Here is a 17,909-nt window from a genome sequence, read left to right as displayed (position 1 = left end):
CGGCGTTCTGCGAAGCCAGGATAGGCGTGCGGTGGGACAATGACAGGGGTGATCCCCTGCACAGGAGGTGGATCATGGGACAGGCGCGCGAGCTGATGGACCAGCTCACCGAGGCGCTCACCACACACCAGGACCCGAAGACCATCGCGAACCTCTTCGCGGAGGACGCGGTCGCCCACACCCCCGACGCCGGAGAGATCCACGGGCGGGACGAGATCGCCGAGTACTGGCGCCAGATGACGGACGCCGTACCCGGTGCCACCTACGAGTCGCTCGCCTCGTTCGAGGTCGGCGACACCGCCATCGACGAGGGCGTCTACAGCGGCAGGAACAGCGGCCCGCTGGCGTTCCCCGACGGGACGACCCTCCCCGCGACCCAGCGGGACATCAGGATGCGCGGCGTGGACTTCGCCACCGTCCGGGACGGCCGGATCACCAGCTACCGGCTCTACTTCGACCAGCTGGACTTCCTGAACCAGCTCGGCCTGCTGCCGGAGGACCCGGCCCAGCCGTCGTAGCGGCGGCCGTCGGCCGTCACCCGCCCCGCGGCGCGTACATGATCACCGCCATGCCCGCGAGGCAGATCAACGCGCCCGACACGTCCCAGCGATCGGGCCGGTAGCCGTCGGCGACCATCCCCCAGGCGATCGACCCGGCCACGAAGATCCCGCCGTACGCGGCGAGGATCCGTCCGAAGTGCGCGTCCGGCTGGAACGTCGCCACGAACCCGTACGCCCCCAGCGCGACGACCCCCGCCCCGATCCACACCCACCCGCGATGCTCCCGCACTCCCTGCCACACCAGCCAGGCCCCACCGATCTCGAACAACGCGGCGAGCACGAAGAGCGCGGCGGAGCGGGCGATGACCATGCCCCCAGCCTCGCACGCGGCTCCGCGGTTCCCACCGCCGTGCACCATCGGCCCTCGAACAGCACATACCTCACACGGGTGAATCATCTCGATTACCCACGCGCCGCTCGAACTGTCTACCTAGGCTCGCGCCACAACACCGACACGACGGCCCTCGGCCGGGGTGCCACCCGGACCGAGGGCCTGACCGACATGGAAGTGGAGCTTCCCTGTGGCTGACCGCGAGCCTAGCGCCCACACGTTCATGGACCTTACGGTCCCTGAATACGCGTACATGTTCGGGTTCTTGCAGATGGACGGGCATCTGCAGCAAGGAGCGGGGCAGAAGGGCAAGTTGACCGTCGAGATCAACGCGCGTGACATCGACATCCTGCGGAACTTCCGCAATCTGACGCCGTATTACAGCAACATCACCGAGCGCGCCCGGTCGACCAACTTCGCCGAGACCCACCACTCCGCCACGTGGAGCTTGTACTCCCTGGAAGCCCGAAGGAAACTGAGCGAGCTCGGCCTGCCCTACGGCCGCAAGTCGAAGGGGATCGCACCACCACGCGTCGACTTCTCACGTCGTGACTACCTCCGGGGGGTCATCGACGCCGATGGCTCGGTAGGCTGCACCGGCCAGGGCTTTCCCTTCGTCTCGCTTGCCACAGCGAGTACGGCCATCGCTGCCTACCTGTGCTTCTACGTCAAGCAACTCACAGGCGCCGACCGCACGCTCAAGCGCAATGCACGAGACGACATCTACAACGTCCTGTACACGAAGGAAGACGCCAAGGAGCTGGCGGCACACCTCTACTACGAGGACTGCCTCTCTCTGTCCCGTAAACAGGCAGCCGCAACCTCGCTCGCCGCATGGCTTCGACCGGCAGACATGAAAATCGCTCCCGACCGGCGCAGGTGGAAGGAATGGGAGGACCGGGCATTGCTGGAAGCCGACGACGTGGCATCCGCAGCCGAGGAGCTCGGCCGCCCCGGCCAGAGCTGCAGCATGCGGCTATGGCGCCTGCGCACCGGCCGCGTACCGATGCCCTCGAACGAGCAGTGAAGAGTCCGGGCCCGAGCAGGCAGCTCGTGCCCTCCCCACAGCTCAGCCCTTCACGCAGACGAACTGCTTCAGCTTGGCGACGACCTCGACGAGGTCGCGCTGCTGCTCCATCACCTGATCGATGTTCTTGTAGGCACCCGGAATTTCGTCGAGCACTCCGGAATCCTTACGGCACTCGACTCCTCGCGTCTGCTCTTCCAGATCCCTGACCGTGAAGCGTCGCTTCGCCGCGTTCCGGCTCATACGCCGACCGGCCCCATGTGAAGCCGAGTTGAACGCCTTCTGGTTACCGAGACCCTTCACGATGTAGGAGCTGGTGCCCATGGAGCCGGGAATGATCCCGAACTCGCCCGAACCCGCGCGTATCGCCCCCTTGCGGGTGACCAGCAGGTCCATGCCCTCGTAGCGCTCCTCCGCCACATAGTTGTGGTGGCAGGAGATCTCCGCGTCGAAGGTCGGCTTCGCCTTCTTGAACTCCTTGCCAACAACCCCTTCCAGAAGCCGCATCATGATCGCGCGGTTGTACTTGGCGTATTCCTGGGCCCAGTACAAATCGCTCCTGTATGCGGCCATCTGCGGAGTGTCCGATACGAAGACCGCCAGGTCACGGTCGACGAGACCCTGGTTGTGCGGAAGATTCTGAGCCACACCGATATGGAAGTCCGCCAACTCCTTGCCAATGTTGCGGGACCCGGAATGCAGCATGAGCCACACAGAATTCGCCCCATCAAGGCACAATTCGACCATGTGATTGCCGGATCCGAGCGTCCCCATCTGCTTCTCCGCGCGATCCCGCCGGAACTTGACCGCGTCCGCCACCCCGTCGAACCGCTCCCAGAAGCCGTCCCACCCGCCGGTCGCGAAGCCGTGGAGCTGTCCCGGATCGACGGGGTCGTCATGCATCCCCCGCCCCACCGGGATCGCCTGCTCGATCTTCGAGCGCAGCCGGGAGAGGTCGCCGGGGAGGTCATTGGCCGTCAGGGAGGTCTTCACGGCGGACATTCCGCAGCCGATGTCGACACCGACCGCCGCGGGACACACGGCCCCCCGCATCGCGATGACGGACCCGACCGTCGCGCCCTTGCCGTAGTGCACGTCCGGCATGACGGCGAGGCCCTTGATCCAGGGGAGGGTGGCGACGTTGCGGAGCTGCTGGAGCGCCCCCTCCTCGACCGACGCGGGGTCGGTCCACATACGGATGGGTACCTTCGCGCCCGGTATCTCGACGTACGACAAAACGCCCTCATTCCCCCGAAGAACAGATGAAAGTCTCAGAACGCAAAACCGGCGCCAAGGGCGGCGAAAAGGGATGCCGGACCGGCGTCCACGGCAGTGCGTGCGATACACATGGTGCCCGGGGGTCACCCCCGGGCGGCAAGTGAATAACCACTGGCAGGACAGCGCAGGCGTCCCGAGGGACCCCGTCGAGAGGAGCCCCACCGTGCAGCGGAAGGCGTACGTACCCGGCGTCGCCGTGCTCCTCGCGGCACTGCTGGCCGCGTGCACGGGTTCGGACGACGGCGGTTCGGACGACGACCCCCGCCCGGGCGAGGTCACCGCGTCGGCGACCGTCGCCCAGCCAGGCCGCTACGCCACGCTCCCCGAACCCTGCGGCTCGGTCGACACCGGCACCCTCGACACCCTCCTCCCCGGCATACAGCAGCTCCCCGGGACGACCCGGCGCGAGCAGGCGTACGAGGGCGAGGCCACACAGACGTACGACACGGACCGCACGGCCGGCTGCCGCTGGAAGGTGGAGTCCCCGGACGCCACCCACTATCTGTTCGTCGACTTCGAACGCGTCGTGTCCTGGGACAACGCCGTCAGCGACGACAGCACGGCGCAGGAGGTCTACGGCGGCAAGGTCGAGGCGGCCGACCTCCCGGAGCCGACACCGAGCGGCTCCGAGGAGGAGACCGAGGAGACGGACCAGGGGACGGACGAGGAGTCCGGCGAGCCCGCGGACTCGGGAGCGGACGCCGCCGAGCCGTCGGCGAACCCCTCCGCCACCGCGTCGCGCACGGCCTCCCCGTCCGGCTCCTCCACGTCCACCGGCTCCTCCTCCCCGTCCCCGTCCGGCACCCCCGCCTCCCTCCTGCCCCGCACGCTCGACGGTCTGGGCGACGAGGCGTTCCTCGACGACGCGCTCGGGACGAGCAAGCAGCGGACGGTGACTGTGGTCTTCCGCACGTCCAACGTGATCGTGACCGTGGAGTACGAGGAGCAGCCGGCGACCACGACGGTGGTGCCGGACAGTGAGGAAATGCAGGACAGGGCCCGGAATCTGGCGGACCGGCTGGCCGCCGCGTTCGACGACTGAGGGGCGCTCGGGGGTGATTCGGGCGTCGTTGTGAACCCCCTGATTCAGAACCGCACTTCTTCTTCACCGCGTACGGTGGCCTCTCGGAGACCCGATCCGATTGTGAAGGAACCATGCAACGAGCCGCAGAGTCAGATCAGCATCAGTCGCCGCGCGTCGCGCGTTCGCCGCGGATGACGCGCGTCGGACACCTCGGGCGTCCGGGCCGGGCCCGGGTTCTCGTCGGCGCGGCGGTCGTGCCGGTGATGATGCTGGCGGTCGGCTGTTCGTCGGACTCCGGCTCCGACAGCGCCTCCGGTGACGACACCCCGGCGGGGCTGGACCGGTCGGCGACGCAGAGTGCCACGCCCGAGGTGGTTGCGGGCAAGTACGCCTCGCTGCCGGACGCGTGCGAGGTGTTCTCCGACAAGACGCTGAAGTCGGTGGTGCCGAAGGGCGTGAAGTCCGGGAAGGCCATCAACAAGGCCGAGGCGAACGTGACCGGCGACTGCCGCTGGATCAGCCTCGACAACAACGGCGTGGACGGCTCCCAGTACCGCTGGCTGAGCGTGTCGCTGCACCTGCTGGCCTCGGACGAGGCGAACGGCCCCGGTGAGGACCGCGCGGCCAAGGCGTTCGAGTCGAAGGTGACCGCGGCGAAGGCCGTGGACGGGGCGAAGAACGTCAAGACGGAGCCGCTGACGGGCACGGGCGACCAGGCGACGGTGGTCAAGTACGACCTGAAGAAGGACGGCGACACCTTCAAGCAGCAGACGATCGTGGTGCGCACCGCGAACGTGGTCATCACGCTCGACTACAACGGCGCCGGTCTGGCCGGCGACAAGACCCCTGACCCGGCCGCGCTGCTGAAGTCCGCGAAGTCCGCCGCCGAGGAGGCCGTGGAGGCGATCGAGGACGCGAACGACGGCACGGACCCGTCGGCGTCCCCGTCGAAGAGTGCTTCGAAGACGCCCTCGAAGGACCCCTCCAAGACTCCCTCGAAGGGCGCGACGAAGTCGTCGTCGTCCGGCGGTTCGGGCGCGGACGTGAGTTCCGACTCGGGCGGTGGCTCGGATTCCGATTCGGACTCGGGTTCGTCCACCTCCGGCACCCGGAAGACCAAGTCGTAGCCGCGTTCCACCTGCGGTTTCACCGGAGCCCGGTCCCCGTGGGGGCCGGGCTGCGCAGCCTCCGGCAATCCGTCCGACGTACGCATGTGCCACTCTGTTGCGCGCAACAACACGCAAGGGGAGGGGAGTACGGGTGGCCGCGCCAATGCAGCTGACTCGAATGCACCGCGTTCTCATCGGCGTGGTCGTGTTCGGCGCCGTCATCATCGCCGGGATCGGCTTCGCGGGTTCCTACGCGGCGGTGCGCGAGCTGGCCCTCCAGAAGGGCTTCGGGAACTTCAGCTATGTCTTCCCGATCGGCATCGACGCGGGTATCTGCGTCCTGCTGGCCCTGGACCTTCTGCTGACCTGGATCCGCATCCCCTTCCCCCTGCTCCGCCAGACGGCGTGGCTGCTGACGGCGGCGACGATCGCGTTCAACGGCGCGGCGGCCTGGCCGGACCCGCTGGGCGTGGGCATGCACTCGGTGATCCCGATCCTGTTCGTCGTCTCGGTCGAGGCGGCCCGGCACGCGGTCGGCCGGATCGCCGACATCACCGCCGACAAACACATGGAGGGCGTCCGCCTCACCCGGTGGATCCTCTCCCCCGTGCCCACGTTCCTGCTGTGGCGGCGCATGAAGCTGTGGGAGCTGCGCTCCTACGAGCAGGTCATCAAGCTGGAGCAGGAACGTCTCGTCTACCAGGCCCGCCTCCGCTCCCGCTTCGGCCGGGCCTGGCGCCGCAAGGCCCCGGTGGAGTCCCTGATGCCGCTGCGCCTCGCGCGTTACGGCGTCCCCCTGGCGGAAACGGCCCCGGCGGGTCTGGCGGCGGCGGGCATAGAGCCCGCGGTGCTGCCGCCGGCGGAGATCGCCCCGGCCGCGGACGTCCGTCCCGGCACGGCCCGTGCGACCGCGGCGGCGCCTCCCGGCGAACAGCGCCCCCAGCTGGAGAGCGCCCTCGCCGAGCAGCATCCGCAGCACGCCGAGCAGCACGCACCGGCGCGCGCCGAGCAGGAACCCCCGGTCGACGAGAGCCCCTGGCTCCACGCCCGCCACCCCCAGGAGGTCCCCTACCAGGGTGGCTACGACCCCTCGTACGACCCCGAGGAACAGTACGAGGAGTGGTACGAGGAGCAGGCCCCGGACCAGTACCAGCAGTACCCGGCGTACCAGCAGTTCGAGCCGGACCCCCGTGACCCCCGCTACCGGCAGCAGCGGTTCGAGGCACCCGACCTCCGCGACCCCGACCAGCAGGCCGCCCCGGAACCCTCCCCGGAGGAAACCGGCAGCTTCCCCATCCCGGCCGGCCCCGGCCGCACCCGTGAGCTGGGCGAAGGCGGCGGCCCTCCGGAGCCGGCCGCGCCGGACGAGGAGTCGTACTACCAGGTCTTCAAGAAGTCGATCAACGGCAGCTATCCGACGCCGCGCGAGTTGATCGACAACGTGGAGGCCGAGTTCGGCGTCACCCTTCCCGCCGAGGAGTCCAAGCGCATGGTGAACCGTTTCACCAACCGCCACACGGCGGAGCTGGAAGAGGACCACATCGCGTAGTCCGGCTGGGGTGCCGGGATCACGACGACGTTCTGGACGGGTGAGGACGAGGTCAACTGCCGGGCCCGTCGGCCGGGGGATGCTGCGGGGAACCGATGATCACGTTCCCCGCGATCTCACCCGCCTGCACGACGGTGCCGGACACGATGCCTCCCTCGACGCTGTTCGTCACGGTGGGCGGCCTGTGTCCGGGCGCCGTCCCTCCGGCTCCGGGCGCGTACGACGCCGGGTTCGCCGCGGAGGCCGGGGCGACGGCCGGGCCCGCCGCGGACGCCGCTCCGCCGGTGGCAGCACCCAGCCCCTCGACCACTTTCCGCAGCTCCTGAGCCACCCGTCGCCACTCCCTCGCCGCGGCGGCGCCCTGTTCCGTGACGGATCTGCCGCTGGGGATCCACTGGAGCTGCCGCAGGGGGGAGCGCTCGGTCAGGTCGAAAGGCGCGACGTTCACCGGGAAGACCTGGCATTCCCCGGCCTTCCACCGCCGCAGCGCCCGCGGCACCTCCTGCTCCATGCAGAAGTCGGACGAGACGTAGTTCGACGACAGGAGCAGCACGATGATGTCGGCGGACTCCAGTTTGCCGAAGAGGGTGGTCTCCCACGGGGCGCCCGGCGGGATGTCCTGGTCGTCGAAGAACTCGACGCCGCTCCGTTCGAGGTCCGCCACATGCCTGCGGAAGGTCTTCCGGTGGTGCTGTTCCGCACGGGAGTAGGTGATGACGACGCGGCACAGGGGATCTGGCGTGACAGACATGGCTTCCCGTTGACGTCTGCGAGACGGCACCCGAACCGACCTGCCCGGGAGTGACCGACCCGTGAGGCGGAGTTGCTGCGAGGAGACATGACGGCACGACCCGGAAGTGACCGCCGATTCGTAGCGTACGGGTGATGCGTGATGATCGGGACTGTTTCCGTAGAACGACCGTCCGACTCCCGCGACGACGACCGTCCGACTCCCGCGACAACGGGCGGGTGCCGAGCGGGACATGACGAAGGGGGCGCCCGGTGGTGATCACCGGGCGCCCCCTTCTCGCAGCAAGCCGTGGCGCGACGGACGCACCACGGCGTCACCGCGTACGGCTGCGCGCTACGGCGTCACGGAACACTGCCGCGTACTGCCGCGCACATTGCGCACCGCTGTGGGCCAGGACGCGGCCTTACTCCCCGAGCAGGGCCCGCACCCGCTCCTGCCCCACCGCCAGCAGCAGTGTGGGCAGTCGCGGACCCGTGTCCCGGCCCACGAGCAGGTGGTACAGCAGCGCGAAGAACGACCGCTGGGCCGTCTTGATCTCCGCCGGCAGTTCCTTGGGCGTGGCGTCCGCCGCGAACCCGGCCTGCACCTTGGGCACGCCGTAGACGAGATGCGTGAGCCCGTCCAGGGACCAGTGCTCGGCGAGCCCGTCGAGGAGCAGCCGCAGCGACTGCCGGGACGGCTCGTCGAGCGACTTCAGCAGCTCGCCGTCGGCCTCCTCGCGCACGATGGTCCGCTGGTCGGCGGGAACCTGCGTGTTGATCCACGCCTCGGCCCGGTCCAGCCGCGGCCGTACCTCGTCGAGGCTGGACAGCGGGTCGGTGGGGTCGAGTTCGCTGAGGATGCGCAGGGTCTGGTCCTCGGCGCCCGCGGTGATGTCGGCGACGGACGCGAGGGTCCGGTACGGCATCGGGCGGGGCGTGCGAGGCAGCTCACCGGCGGCGGTCCCCACCGCGCGCGCGTGGGCGGCCACGTCGCCGGGCAGGGCGGAGCCGTCCGCGACCTTGGCGTCGAGCTTGTCCCACTCGTCGTAGAGCCGCTGGATCTCCTGGTCGAAGGCGATCTTGAAGGACTGGTTGGGCCGGCGGCGGGCGTAGAGCCAGCGCAGCAGCTGCGGCTCCATGATCTTCAGCGCGTCGGCGGGGGTCGGCACGCCACCCTTCGACGACGACATCTTGGCCATGCCGGAGATGCCGACGAAGGCGTACATCGGGCCGATCGGCTGCTTGCCGCCGAAGATCCCGACGATCTGGCCGCCGACCTGGAAGCTGGACCCGGGCGAGGAGTGGTCGACCCCGCTCGGCTCGAAGACGACGCCCTCGTACGCCCACCGCATCGGCCAGTCGACCTTCCAGACGAGCTTGCCGCGGTTGAACTCGTTCAGCGCGACGGTCTCGGAGAAGCCGCAGGCGGTGCAGGTGTAGGTCAGCTCGGTGGTGTCGTCGTCGTAGGCGGTGACGGTGGTGAGGTCCTTGCCGCAGCTCCCGCAGTACGGCTTGTACGGGAAGTACCCGGCGCTGCCGGCGCTGCCGTCGTCCTCACCGGCGGCGCCGGAGCCCTCGGCGGCCTCCAGCTCCGCCTCGTCCACCGGCTTCTGCGACTGCTGCTTCTTCGCCGGGGCCTTCTTGGTGCGGTACTGGTCGAGGATCGCGTCGATGTCCCCGCGGTGCTTCATGGCGTGCAGGATCTGCTCGCGGTACACGCCGGAGGTGTACTGCTCGGTCTGGCTGATCCCGTCGAACTCGACGCCCATCTCGGCGAGGGCGGCGGTCATCGCGGCCTTGAAGTGCTCGGCCCAGTCGGAGTGGGCGGAGCCGGGCGGGGCCGGCACGGAGGTGAGCGGCTTGCCGATGTGCTCGGCCCAGGAGCCGTCGACGCCGTCGATGCCGTTCGGGACCTTGCGGAAGCGGTCGTAGTCGTCCCAGGAGATCAGGTGCCGGACCTCGTGGCCCCGGCGGCGGATCTCGTCGGCGACCAGGTGCGGGGTCATGACCTCGCGGAGGTTGCCGAGGTGGATCGGGCCGGAGGGGGAGAGCCCGGACGCGACGACGACCGGTTTGCCGGGGGCCCGACGCTCCGACTCCTCGATGACCTCATCCGCGAAACGGGAGACCCAGTCGGTGGTCTCGGTGCTCTGAGCCACGATCGGCACGTCCTCTTTTTCTGAAGGTTGTCCATGGCCGCCGGTACGGTCGCCGGCCGACGGCCCCATCCTCCCAGCCTTTCACTCCGTGGGTCGAACCGGGCGCCCAATAACTCGGGGGCACGGGTACGTGGGCGGGTGCGGGTGCGACGTGGTTGCCCGCGCAGTTCCCCGCGCCCCTGAAAAGCAGGGGCTACGCCCCGCGCTTCTCAGGCCCGCAGAGGCCCGACCTTCCAGACCCACAGAAGCCTGGCCTTTCCAGCCCGCAAGGGCCTGATCCTTCAGGGGCACAGGAGCCCGGTCCTTCAAGCCACCAGGGGCCTGGTCCTTCAGGGGCACAGGAGCCCGGTCTTTCAGGCCCGCAGGGGCCTGGCTTTCAGGGGCGCGGGGAACTGCGCGAGTAGCCCCACCGGACCCGCACCCGCCCACAACCCCCGCCCCCACCCCCCGAGGCGCCTAAGAAAAACCCCCTTTACCCCCGTGGGATACTGGCGGCATCCACCCGTACCCCAAGGAGAACGGCACCCCCTGATGGCTTCGGTCACGTCCCTCACCGCCTCCGTCCACCAGCGCCTCGCGACCGCCCTGTCGGCCACCCTGCCGACCGCGGACGCGGACCCGCTGCTGCGACGCAGCGACCGGGCGGACTACCAGGCGAACGGGATCCTCGCCCTCGCGAAGAAGGCGAAGGCGAACCCGAGGGAGCTGGCCGCCCAGGTCGTCGCCCGGGTGGAGTCCGGCGAGCTGATCGGGGAGATCGAGGTCTCCGGCCCCGGCTTCCTCAACATCACCCTCACCGACCGGGCCATCACCGCGAACCTCGCGGAGCGCTACGCGGACGCCCGCCTCGGCGTCCCCCTCGCGGCGCACCCGGGCACCACGGTCATCGACTACGCCCAGCCGAACGTGGCCAAGGAGATGCACGTCGGCCACCTCCGCTCCGCCGTGATCGGTGACGCGGTCGTCCAGATCCTGGAGTTCACCGGCGAGAACGTGGTCCGCAGGCACCACATCGGCGACTGGGGCACCCAGTTCGGCATGCTGATCCAGTACCTGGACGAGCACCCGCACGAGCTGGACCACAAGGACACCCAGGTGAGCGGCGAGGAGGCGATGTCGAACCTCGACCGCCTCTACAAGGCCGCCCGGAAGCTGTTCGACTCCGACGAGGAGTTCAAGACGCGGGCCCGCCGCAGGGTCGTCGACCTCCAGGCGGGCGACCCGCACACCCTCGCCACCTGGCAGAAGTTCGTCGACGAGTCGAAGATCTACTTCTTCTCCGTCTTCGAGAAGCTGGACATGGAGGTCCGGGACGCGGACATCGTCGGCGAGTCGGGTTACAACGACATGCTGGACGAGACCTGCCGCCTCCTGGAGGAGTCGGGCGTCGCGGAGCGCTCGGAGGGTGCTCTCTGTGTCTTCTTCGACGACATCTTGGGCCCGGACGGCAACCGGGTCCCCCTGATCGTCAAGAAGTCCGACGGCGGCTACGGCTACGCGGCGACCGACCTCTCCGCGATCAGGGACCGCGTCTTCCACCTCAAGGCGAACTCCCTGCTGTACGTCGTGGACGCCCGTCAGTCCCTGCACTTCAAGATGGTCTTCGAGACCGCGCGCAGGGCGGGCTGGCTGAACGACGACGACGTCAAGGCGTTCCAGCTCGCCTTCGGCACGGTCCTCGGCAAGGACGGCAAGCCGTTCAAGACCCGTGAGGGCGAGACGATCCGGCTGGTCGACCTGCTCGACGAGGCGATCGACCGTGCCACGGCCGTGGTCCGGGAGAAGGCCGAGAAGGTGGGTCTGACCGAGGAGGAGATCGTCGAGAACGGCCGGTACGTCGGCATCGGGGCCGTGAAGTACGCCGACCTGTCGACCTCCGCCGTACGGGACTACAAGTTCGACCTGGACCAGATGGTCTCGCTGAACGGCGACACCTCCGTCTACCTCCAGTACGCGTACGCCCGTATCCAGTCGATCCTCCGCAAGGCGGGCAAGGCCGGCCCCGCCGCCCACCCGGAGCTGGAACTGGCCCCGGCGGAGCGGGCGTTGGGGCTGCACCTGGACCAGTTCGGCGAGGCGGTGGCCGAGGTCGCGGAGTCGTACGAGCCGCACAAGCTGGCCGCGTACCTCTTCAAGCTGGCGACCCTGCTGACGTCGTTCTACGACCAGTGCCCGGTCCTCAAGGCCGACACCCCGGCCCAGGTGGAGAACCGTCTGTTCCTGGTCGACCTGACGGCCCGCACCCTGCACCGGGGCATGGCCCTGCTGGGCATCAGGACGCCCGACAAGCTCTGAGCGCTCACGGTGACCGCTCACGGCGAGCGGACCGCCGCTGCGGCCCGGCCGATCGTGCTCCGGCGCGATCGGCCGGGCCGCTGTCAGTGGCTCCCCCTACAGTCGCTCGCATGGCGACCCTTCCCAACCCGCTGCCCCAGCTGGCGGCCGACCCGAGCGGGCGTGTGCTCGGGCTTGAACTTCCGCTTCCGCAGGGGCGGCTGATCGACGTGACGGACGACGGCCCGTGGCACGAACCGCTGTTGTGGTGTGCGGCCGAGCCGGCCATGCCCGGTGCCTGGGCCGCGGTCCTGCCCGCACGTCGTACGGTCGGCCTCCTCCCGGTGCTCCTGGACGTCGGCGGCAGCCAGGGCGGGCCGGAGGAGTGGGAGCTGATGCCCGGTGAGACGTCCTACCCGGGCGACCACGACGCCGACGAGGTCCTGGCCGAGTTCTGGGACGCGTGCGCGGGCACCGAGGACCCCGACTGGCCCGGCCTCACCGAAGCCCCGGCCCCGGTCCGGCTCCCGGCCGACCCCGACACCCTCGCCGCCGCCACCGCCGACGCCCTCGTCGAGGACCCCTCCCGCCTGAAGGACCCCCGCCTCGCCCTGGTGCCCGCCCGCCGCAGCGCCGACATCCCGGCGGCGATCGGCTGGACCGGCCCGGTCAACCACGAGAACGACGTGGCGAGGCTCTGCGCGGTCCTGCGCTCCTGGGAGGACCGCTTCGGGATACGGGTGGTCGCCCTCACCTTCGACCAGCTCGTCCTCTCCGTCGCCGCCCCGCCCACCACCGAGGCCGAGGCCGAGGCCATCGCCGCCGAGCACTTCGCCTTCTGCCCCGACAACATCTGGCAGGTCACGACCGACGGCACCCGCGCTTCCTACGCCCGCACCCTGCTCGGCGCTCCCCTGTGGTCCTTCTGGTGGGACTGACGCGGTGGCGTCACCCCCGCAGCCCCGCCTCCAGCCTCCGCAGCCCCTCCCGGATCTCCTCCGGCGTCTGCGTCACGAAACAGAGCCGCAGGGTCGACCGGTCCGGTTCACCGGCGTAGAAGGGCGCGCCGGGCACGTACGCCACGTCCTGCTCGACGACGCGCGGCAGCAGGGCGCCGGTGTCGTAGGAGGAGGGGAGGCGGGCCCAGAGGAACATGCCGCCCTCGGGGCGGTTCCAGGTGGAGCCCTCGGGGAGCGCCGCGGCGAGGCCGTCGAGCATGGCGTCGCGGCGCTCACGGTAGGCGGCGGCGACCCGGACGACATGGGCGTCCAGGTCACGGTCGGCGAGATAGCGGGCGGCGGCGAGCTGGTTGACGGTCGGGGTGTGCAGGTCGGCCGCCTGCTTGGCGACCGCGCACGCCCGGCGCAGCTCCGCCGGCGCGCGCAGCCAGCCCAGCCGCATCCCGGGGGCCATCACCTTGGAGAAGGAGCCCAGCAGCGCCGTGCGGTCCTCGGCCCCCGGGTACGAGGCGATCCACGGCACCCGGCCGCCCTCGAAGCGGAGTTCGCCGTACGGGTCGTCCTCGACGATCCACAGCCCGCGCCGGGCGGCGACCGAGGCGACGGCCGCCCGCCGCTCGGCGGGGAGGGTGCGCCCGGTCGGGTTCTGGAAGGTGGGCACGGTGTAGAAGAGCTTGGGCCGCAGCCGTGCCACCAGGTCCTCCAGCGCCGCCGGGTCCACCCCGTGCCGGTCGCCGGGCACGGCGACGACCCGCGCCCCCGCGAACCGGAACGCCTGAAGTGCCGCCAGATAGCAGGGCTCCTCGACCAGGACGACGTCGCCCGGCTCCAGCAGCGCGGTGGCGAGCAGCGACAGCGCCTGTTGCGACCCGGTGGTGACGAGCACCTCGTCCGCGCCGGTCGGCAGTCCACGCGCCCCGTACCGCGCCGCGAGCGCCGTCCGGAGCACCGACTCGCCCTCGGTCGTCGCGTACTGCAGGGCGCGCCCCGCGGACTCGGCGAGCACATCACGGTAGGCGGCCGCTATCCCCTCGGCGTCGAACAGCTCGGGGGCGGGCAATCCACCCGCGAAGTTGACGACTTCGGGACGCGAGGTGACGGCGAGGATGTCCCGAACGGGGGAACCCCCGACCGCCGTGACCCGTCCGGCGAAGCGGGGCACGGCCGCCCCGCCGCTGCCCGCGGCCGGGCCCTCCGCAGCGTCCCCGCCCTCCGTCCTCGCGACAAACCCCACGTCATACGCGGCACGCACAGCATCCACGGCACCCATCCCACGGCTCCTTCGCCCCTCGCGGACGGCCCGCTCCCGCCCCTGCCCGCACCCTAGACAGGCGCATGCCCCCTACATCCACCATTTTCACGATGCGGACCGTGCTCCGCACCCCCTAGGCTGCGCGCATGCTGCCCAGCGTGGACACGAACGACGAGTTGCGAGAAGTCGTCGGTGACGAGGCGCTGCTGCGACCTGCTGCCCAGGATCTCTGCGGTCAGCTCGGTCTCGCAGGCGCGCGAATCGTGCGTTTCCCCGAGGGCTCGCTGCCGGTGTACGCCGTCGGCGACGCCCTCGTCCTCAAGCTCTATCCGGCTTTCGAAGCGACGGAAGCCGTCCGCGAGGCCCGCCTGCTGTCGATGCTGTGGGGCAAACTCCCCATCCCCACGCCCCGGTTGCACTCGGCCGACCAGTACAAGAACGGCTGGCGCTATGTGCTGATGTCCCGGCTGCCCGGCGAGGACCTCAGCGAGGCCTGGCCCCGGATCCCCCGGGCCGACCAGGAACGGGTCGTCGGCGAGGCCGCCGAGGGCCTCGCCGCCCTGCACGCCCTGGACGCCACCCCGATCGTCCCCCTCACCGGGCCGTCGGACTGGGGCAGGTTCATCGCCGCACAGCGCGCGGCGGCGGTCGAACAGCAGCTGAGCGGTGGGCTCTCGGGCCCCTGGCTGGAGCAGATCCCGGACTTCCTGCGCTCCGTGCCCCTGAACGCCCGGCGCCGCCCGGTGCTGCTGCACACCGAGTACATGCGCGAACACCTCACCGTCGACCCGCACGACGGCTGGCGCCTCACCGGCCTCTTCGACTTCGAGCCGGCCATGGTCGGCGACCCCGCCTACGACTTCGTCAGCGTCGGCCTGCTGCTGACCCGCGCCGACCCCGCCCTGCTGAGACTCTTCTACGAGGCGTACGGCCACCCGCCGTTCGACCCGCGCGAGTTGATGGCGTACACCCTGCTGCACGTCTACAGCGACCTGGACTGGTACCTGCGTGGCCTGCCGGCTCCGCCGCACCAGAACTTCGAGTCCCTGGCGGAGACCTGGTTCGGCACCGGCGGGTGAGGACGCCGGACGCCGGACGGCCCTACCCCTCCGTCCCCGCGCCCAGCGTCGTCCCCTCCTTGACCCACTTCGGCCCGCCCAGCGGATACTCGTACGCCGGGCGCCCGTTGTTGCCGCTCGTGCGGAACGGCGCACCGTCGTCGTTCAGGGTCAGCGTGCCGCTGCGCGAGCCGCTGCTCCACTTCAGCTCCAGGTACCAACTGACGTAGTACGCCGAGGCGTCGGCGGTGATGTAGTAGACCTCCGGGTCGGACTCGCTGACGGAGTACGGGAAGTTCCTGCTGCCCGCCTTGGGCTTCACGTCGGGGCGCGCGGCGTCCAGGGCGATCGTGAAGGACCGGGTCGGGACACCGGCACCGCAGCCGACTCCGGGGTAGCCCATGGCGTAGTCGTTCCAGGCGAGGGGCGACCGCTTGTCGACCATGCGGACCGTCAGGCTCCGTACGACCACGGTCTCCTCGCCGGAGCCCTGCACGGTGAGCGTCAGAAACTGCTGCCCCGAGGACACGGCCCCCTCCGACGACGCCCAGGCGGCCGCGTCCTGCTCCAGCGGTGGCGGCCCCACCTCGGCCGGCGCGCGGTCGGCCAGATACCGCTGGGAGCAGGGGGACTCCCAGGTGTACGGCTCCACCTTCACCGACAGCGGCGCGGGGAGGGGCGCGTTCTCGCCGCCCCCGCCCGCCGCACCGGTACGGGTCGGGTCCGTACCGGCGGGGGGTCCGCTTTCCTGGCCGGCACCCTTCTGCCTCCCGGCACCCGGCTCGCTCGCGGAGACGGCGGGCGAGGCGGTGGACGGTACGGGCGATCCCCGGTCGTCCCGCTCCTCACCCCGGAACTCCTTCTGCCCCACGGACACGTCCCCGGCCCGCCGCGCGGACCCGTCCTCCTCCCCGGCGGACGGCAGACCCACGGCGAGCGTGACCGCACCGACCACGGCGGCGACCGCCAGCCCGGCCACCAGTACCGTCCGCGAACGCCGTCCGGCACGCGACCGGTTCCGCGCGCCGCCGGAGACGTCGTGCCCGATCACCGTCTCCCCCGCCGCGCCCTCCCCCGAGCGCCTGGCAGCCACGCCACCGGGCCCCTCCGAAGTGCCATCGGACCCGTCCGAAGCGCCACCCGGCTCGTCCGGAGCGCCGTCAGGGCCGTCCGCAGCGCCACCGGACCCGTCCGAGGCGCCACCACGCCCCACCCCCGCGCCGGCGGTCGCCGCCTCCCCGGCCCCGGCGGAGTCGTTCCCCTTGCGCCGCCGGGTCGCGTCCGCGAGCACCCACGTCCGGTGGAGTTCGACCAGCTCCTTGGGAGTCGCCTTGCACAGCCGGGCCAACCGCTCCACGGGCGCGTAGTCGGCGGGCACGGCGTCCCCGTTGCAGTACCGGTGAAGCGTCGACGTACTCATGTGGAGCCGCTTGGCGAGCACCCCGTAGCTGAGCCCCGAGCGCTCCTTCAACTCCCTCAGAGCCTCGGCGAATTCAGCCCCCATGCCGTCCCCGGCACCGCTCCCCGACACAGCGTCCTCCGTCCCCCATACGCCCCCCGCGTCCCGTACGGCGTTCCAGGGGATTGACGTTCTTCCAGGTCAAAGCCGTTCTGGGCATTCCAGCGTCCCTGAACGTCCGCCGAGTGTGGCGGCCGGGACACCTCACCCCGCAAGCTCTGGTCATCCAAGCACGCCGCTCCCGGAAACCCGGTCGAGCGGCACGGCTTCGACCACTTGTTCTCAGCCGCGTCAACCGGCTTTGTCCGAAAAGGAATTGATCATGCGCACGTTCCGTACGGCCCGCCCCGCCCGTCTGCTCGCCGCGACCGGCGTCGCGATCGCCGCCCTCGCCCTCACCGCCTGCGACAACGGCATGGGCCCCCGGGACGAGGGCCGGGCGAGCGACTCCACGTCGACCTCGCAGACCTCCGGTTCCCCGGGCGGCTCGGGCTCCACGACCGGCGGCACCACGACGACCACGGGCGGCACCGGCTCCACCACCGGCGGCTCGGGCTCCTCCACCGGCGGCTCGGGCTCCTCCACCGGCGGCACGACGACGACCGACCAGGCCTCCTCGAAGACGGGCACCGGCGCCGCCAAGACCGGCAAGTCCGCCGCGTCCGACCCGTGGGACCCCGCCAACCGCGTCACCTGCAACGGCTCCAACACCACGGTGACCGCGAAGCCGGTGCCCCGCCCGATCAACCACCTGCTGATCACCGTCAAGAACACCGGCACGAAGTACTGCGACCTCTACTACTACCCGACGGTCCGCTTCGACCAGGCCCAGTGGGCCCCGGCCGTCTTCGAGGAGTCCCAGCCCCAGGCGGTGGTGACCCTCGCCCCCGGCGAATCCGGCTACGCGGGCGTCCTGCTCGCCTCCGCCGACGGCAGCGGCCAGAACGGCACCACGGCCAAGAAGGCCACCATCGGCTTCCAGGGCAAGAAGCCGGGCAGCAACGGCGGCGCCGTCGCCGCCCCCGCCCTGCCCGCCAAGGGCGTCTACTACGACAGCTCCCTGACCGTCACCTACTGGCAGTCGTCGATGGACGACGCCCTCATGTACTGAGCCGGGGCAGCGGACCCAAGCACGAAC

The 17,909-nt window shown here is 70.5% G+C and carries 15 protein-coding genes; 9 read left to right on the top strand and 6 right to left on the bottom strand.

Annotated elements, in window-relative coordinates; genetic code table 11:
• Positions 1-74 precede the first annotated feature (74 nt).
• Complete coding sequence (locus STRBO_RS0103640) at positions 75-518, top strand: ester cyclase (RefSeq protein ID WP_005476507.1); 444 nt, start codon at positions 75-77, stop codon at positions 516-518.
• Positions 519-534: 16 nt separating this feature from the next.
• On the opposite strand, the gene STRBO_RS0103635 is transcribed toward STRBO_RS0103640, so the two are convergent.
• Complete coding sequence (locus STRBO_RS0103635) at positions 535-870, bottom strand: YnfA family protein (protein ID WP_005476508.1); 336 nt, start codon at positions 868-870, stop codon at positions 535-537.
• Between the two features lie 211 nt (positions 871-1,081).
• On the opposite strand from STRBO_RS0103635, the gene STRBO_RS0103630 reads away from it, so the two are divergent.
• Positions 1,082-1,918 (top strand): LAGLIDADG family homing endonuclease, encoded by an 837-nt coding sequence (locus tag STRBO_RS0103630; RefSeq protein ID WP_020113801.1) that lies wholly within the window; start codon positions 1,082-1,084, stop codon positions 1,916-1,918.
• A gap of 42 nt (positions 1,919-1,960) precedes the next feature.
• On the opposite strand, the gene STRBO_RS0103625 is transcribed toward STRBO_RS0103630, so the two are convergent.
• Positions 1,961-3,154: an RtcB family protein gene (locus tag STRBO_RS0103625; RefSeq protein ID WP_020113800.1), complete on the bottom strand. Its 1,194-nt coding sequence runs from the start codon at positions 3,152-3,154 to the stop codon at positions 1,961-1,963.
• Positions 3,155-3,359: 205 nt separating this feature from the next.
• Between STRBO_RS0103625 and STRBO_RS0103620 the strand changes: the two genes are divergently transcribed.
• The 3 genes from STRBO_RS0103620 to STRBO_RS0103610 all read left to right on the top strand — a co-directional run bounded on the left by STRBO_RS0103620 (position 3,360) and on the right by STRBO_RS0103610 (position 6,878).
• The gene (locus tag STRBO_RS0103620; RefSeq protein WP_005476513.1) at positions 3,360-4,238 is read left to right on the top strand and encodes a hypothetical protein; all 879 of its coding nucleotides are present in this window, start codon (positions 3,360-3,362) and stop codon (positions 4,236-4,238) included.
• 173 nt (positions 4,239-4,411) lie between these two features.
• Positions 4,412-5,347 carry a hypothetical protein gene (locus STRBO_RS0103615; protein ID WP_005476514.1) on the top strand — a complete coding sequence of 312 codons (936 nt, stop codon included), beginning with the start codon at positions 4,412-4,414 and terminating at the stop codon, positions 5,345-5,347.
• A gap of 160 nt (positions 5,348-5,507) precedes the next feature.
• Positions 5,508-6,878: a DUF2637 domain-containing protein gene (locus STRBO_RS0103610; protein ID WP_005476515.1), complete on the top strand. Its 1,371-nt coding sequence runs from the start codon at positions 5,508-5,510 to the stop codon at positions 6,876-6,878.
• A gap of 52 nt (positions 6,879-6,930) precedes the next feature.
• Here the strand turns inward: STRBO_RS0103610 and STRBO_RS0103605 are convergent, their stop codons facing one another.
• Positions 6,931-7,629 carry a toll/interleukin-1 receptor domain-containing protein gene (locus STRBO_RS0103605; protein WP_005476516.1) on the bottom strand — a complete coding sequence of 233 codons (699 nt, stop codon included), beginning with the start codon at positions 7,627-7,629 and terminating at the stop codon, positions 6,931-6,933.
• A 403-nt stretch (positions 7,630-8,032) separates the two neighbouring features.
• Positions 8,033-9,778 carry a lysine--tRNA ligase gene (gene lysS, locus STRBO_RS0103600; protein ID WP_020113799.1) on the bottom strand — a complete coding sequence of 582 codons (1,746 nt, stop codon included), beginning with the start codon at positions 9,776-9,778 and terminating at the stop codon, positions 8,033-8,035.
• A gap of 522 nt (positions 9,779-10,300) precedes the next feature.
• On the opposite strand from lysS, the gene argS reads away from it, so the two are divergent.
• Positions 10,301-12,064 (top strand): arginine--tRNA ligase, encoded by a 1,764-nt coding sequence (gene argS / locus STRBO_RS0103595; RefSeq protein WP_005476518.1) that lies wholly within the window; start codon positions 10,301-10,303, stop codon positions 12,062-12,064.
• Between the two features lie 110 nt (positions 12,065-12,174).
• Positions 12,175-12,981, top strand: a complete 807-nt coding sequence (locus tag STRBO_RS0103590) for a DUF4253 domain-containing protein (protein ID WP_005476519.1) — start codon at positions 12,175-12,177, stop codon at positions 12,979-12,981.
• A 10-nt stretch (positions 12,982-12,991) separates the two neighbouring features.
• Here the strand turns inward: STRBO_RS0103590 and STRBO_RS0103585 are convergent, their stop codons facing one another.
• A complete protein-coding gene (locus STRBO_RS0103585; protein WP_005476520.1) occupies positions 12,992-14,272 on the bottom strand; it encodes an aminotransferase-like domain-containing protein in 1,281 nt (426 codons plus the stop codon).
• 128 nt (positions 14,273-14,400) lie between these two features.
• Between STRBO_RS0103585 and STRBO_RS0103580 the strand changes: the two genes are divergently transcribed.
• Complete coding sequence (locus STRBO_RS0103580; RefSeq protein WP_005476525.1) at positions 14,401-15,333, top strand: phosphotransferase family protein; 933 nt, start codon at positions 14,401-14,403, stop codon at positions 15,331-15,333.
• A gap of 22 nt (positions 15,334-15,355) precedes the next feature.
• On the opposite strand, the gene STRBO_RS0103575 is transcribed toward STRBO_RS0103580, so the two are convergent.
• Positions 15,356-16,816 carry a helix-turn-helix domain-containing protein gene (locus STRBO_RS0103575; protein ID WP_005476527.1) on the bottom strand — a complete coding sequence of 487 codons (1,461 nt, stop codon included), beginning with the start codon at positions 16,814-16,816 and terminating at the stop codon, positions 15,356-15,358.
• 277 nt (positions 16,817-17,093) lie between these two features.
• On the opposite strand from STRBO_RS0103575, the gene STRBO_RS0103570 reads away from it, so the two are divergent.
• Positions 17,094-17,882 carry a DUF4232 domain-containing protein gene (locus tag STRBO_RS0103570; protein ID WP_020113798.1) on the top strand — a complete coding sequence of 263 codons (789 nt, stop codon included), beginning with the start codon at positions 17,094-17,096 and terminating at the stop codon, positions 17,880-17,882.
• Positions 17,883-17,909 lie beyond the last annotated feature (27 nt).

Source organism: Streptomyces bottropensis ATCC 25435, from assembly GCF_000383595.1.
Classification (GTDB): Bacteria; Actinomycetota; Actinomycetes; order Streptomycetales; family Streptomycetaceae; genus Streptomyces; species Streptomyces bottropensis.
Note: the sequence above shows the minus strand (reverse complement) of the source record. Positions and strands in the feature narration are given on the sequence as shown.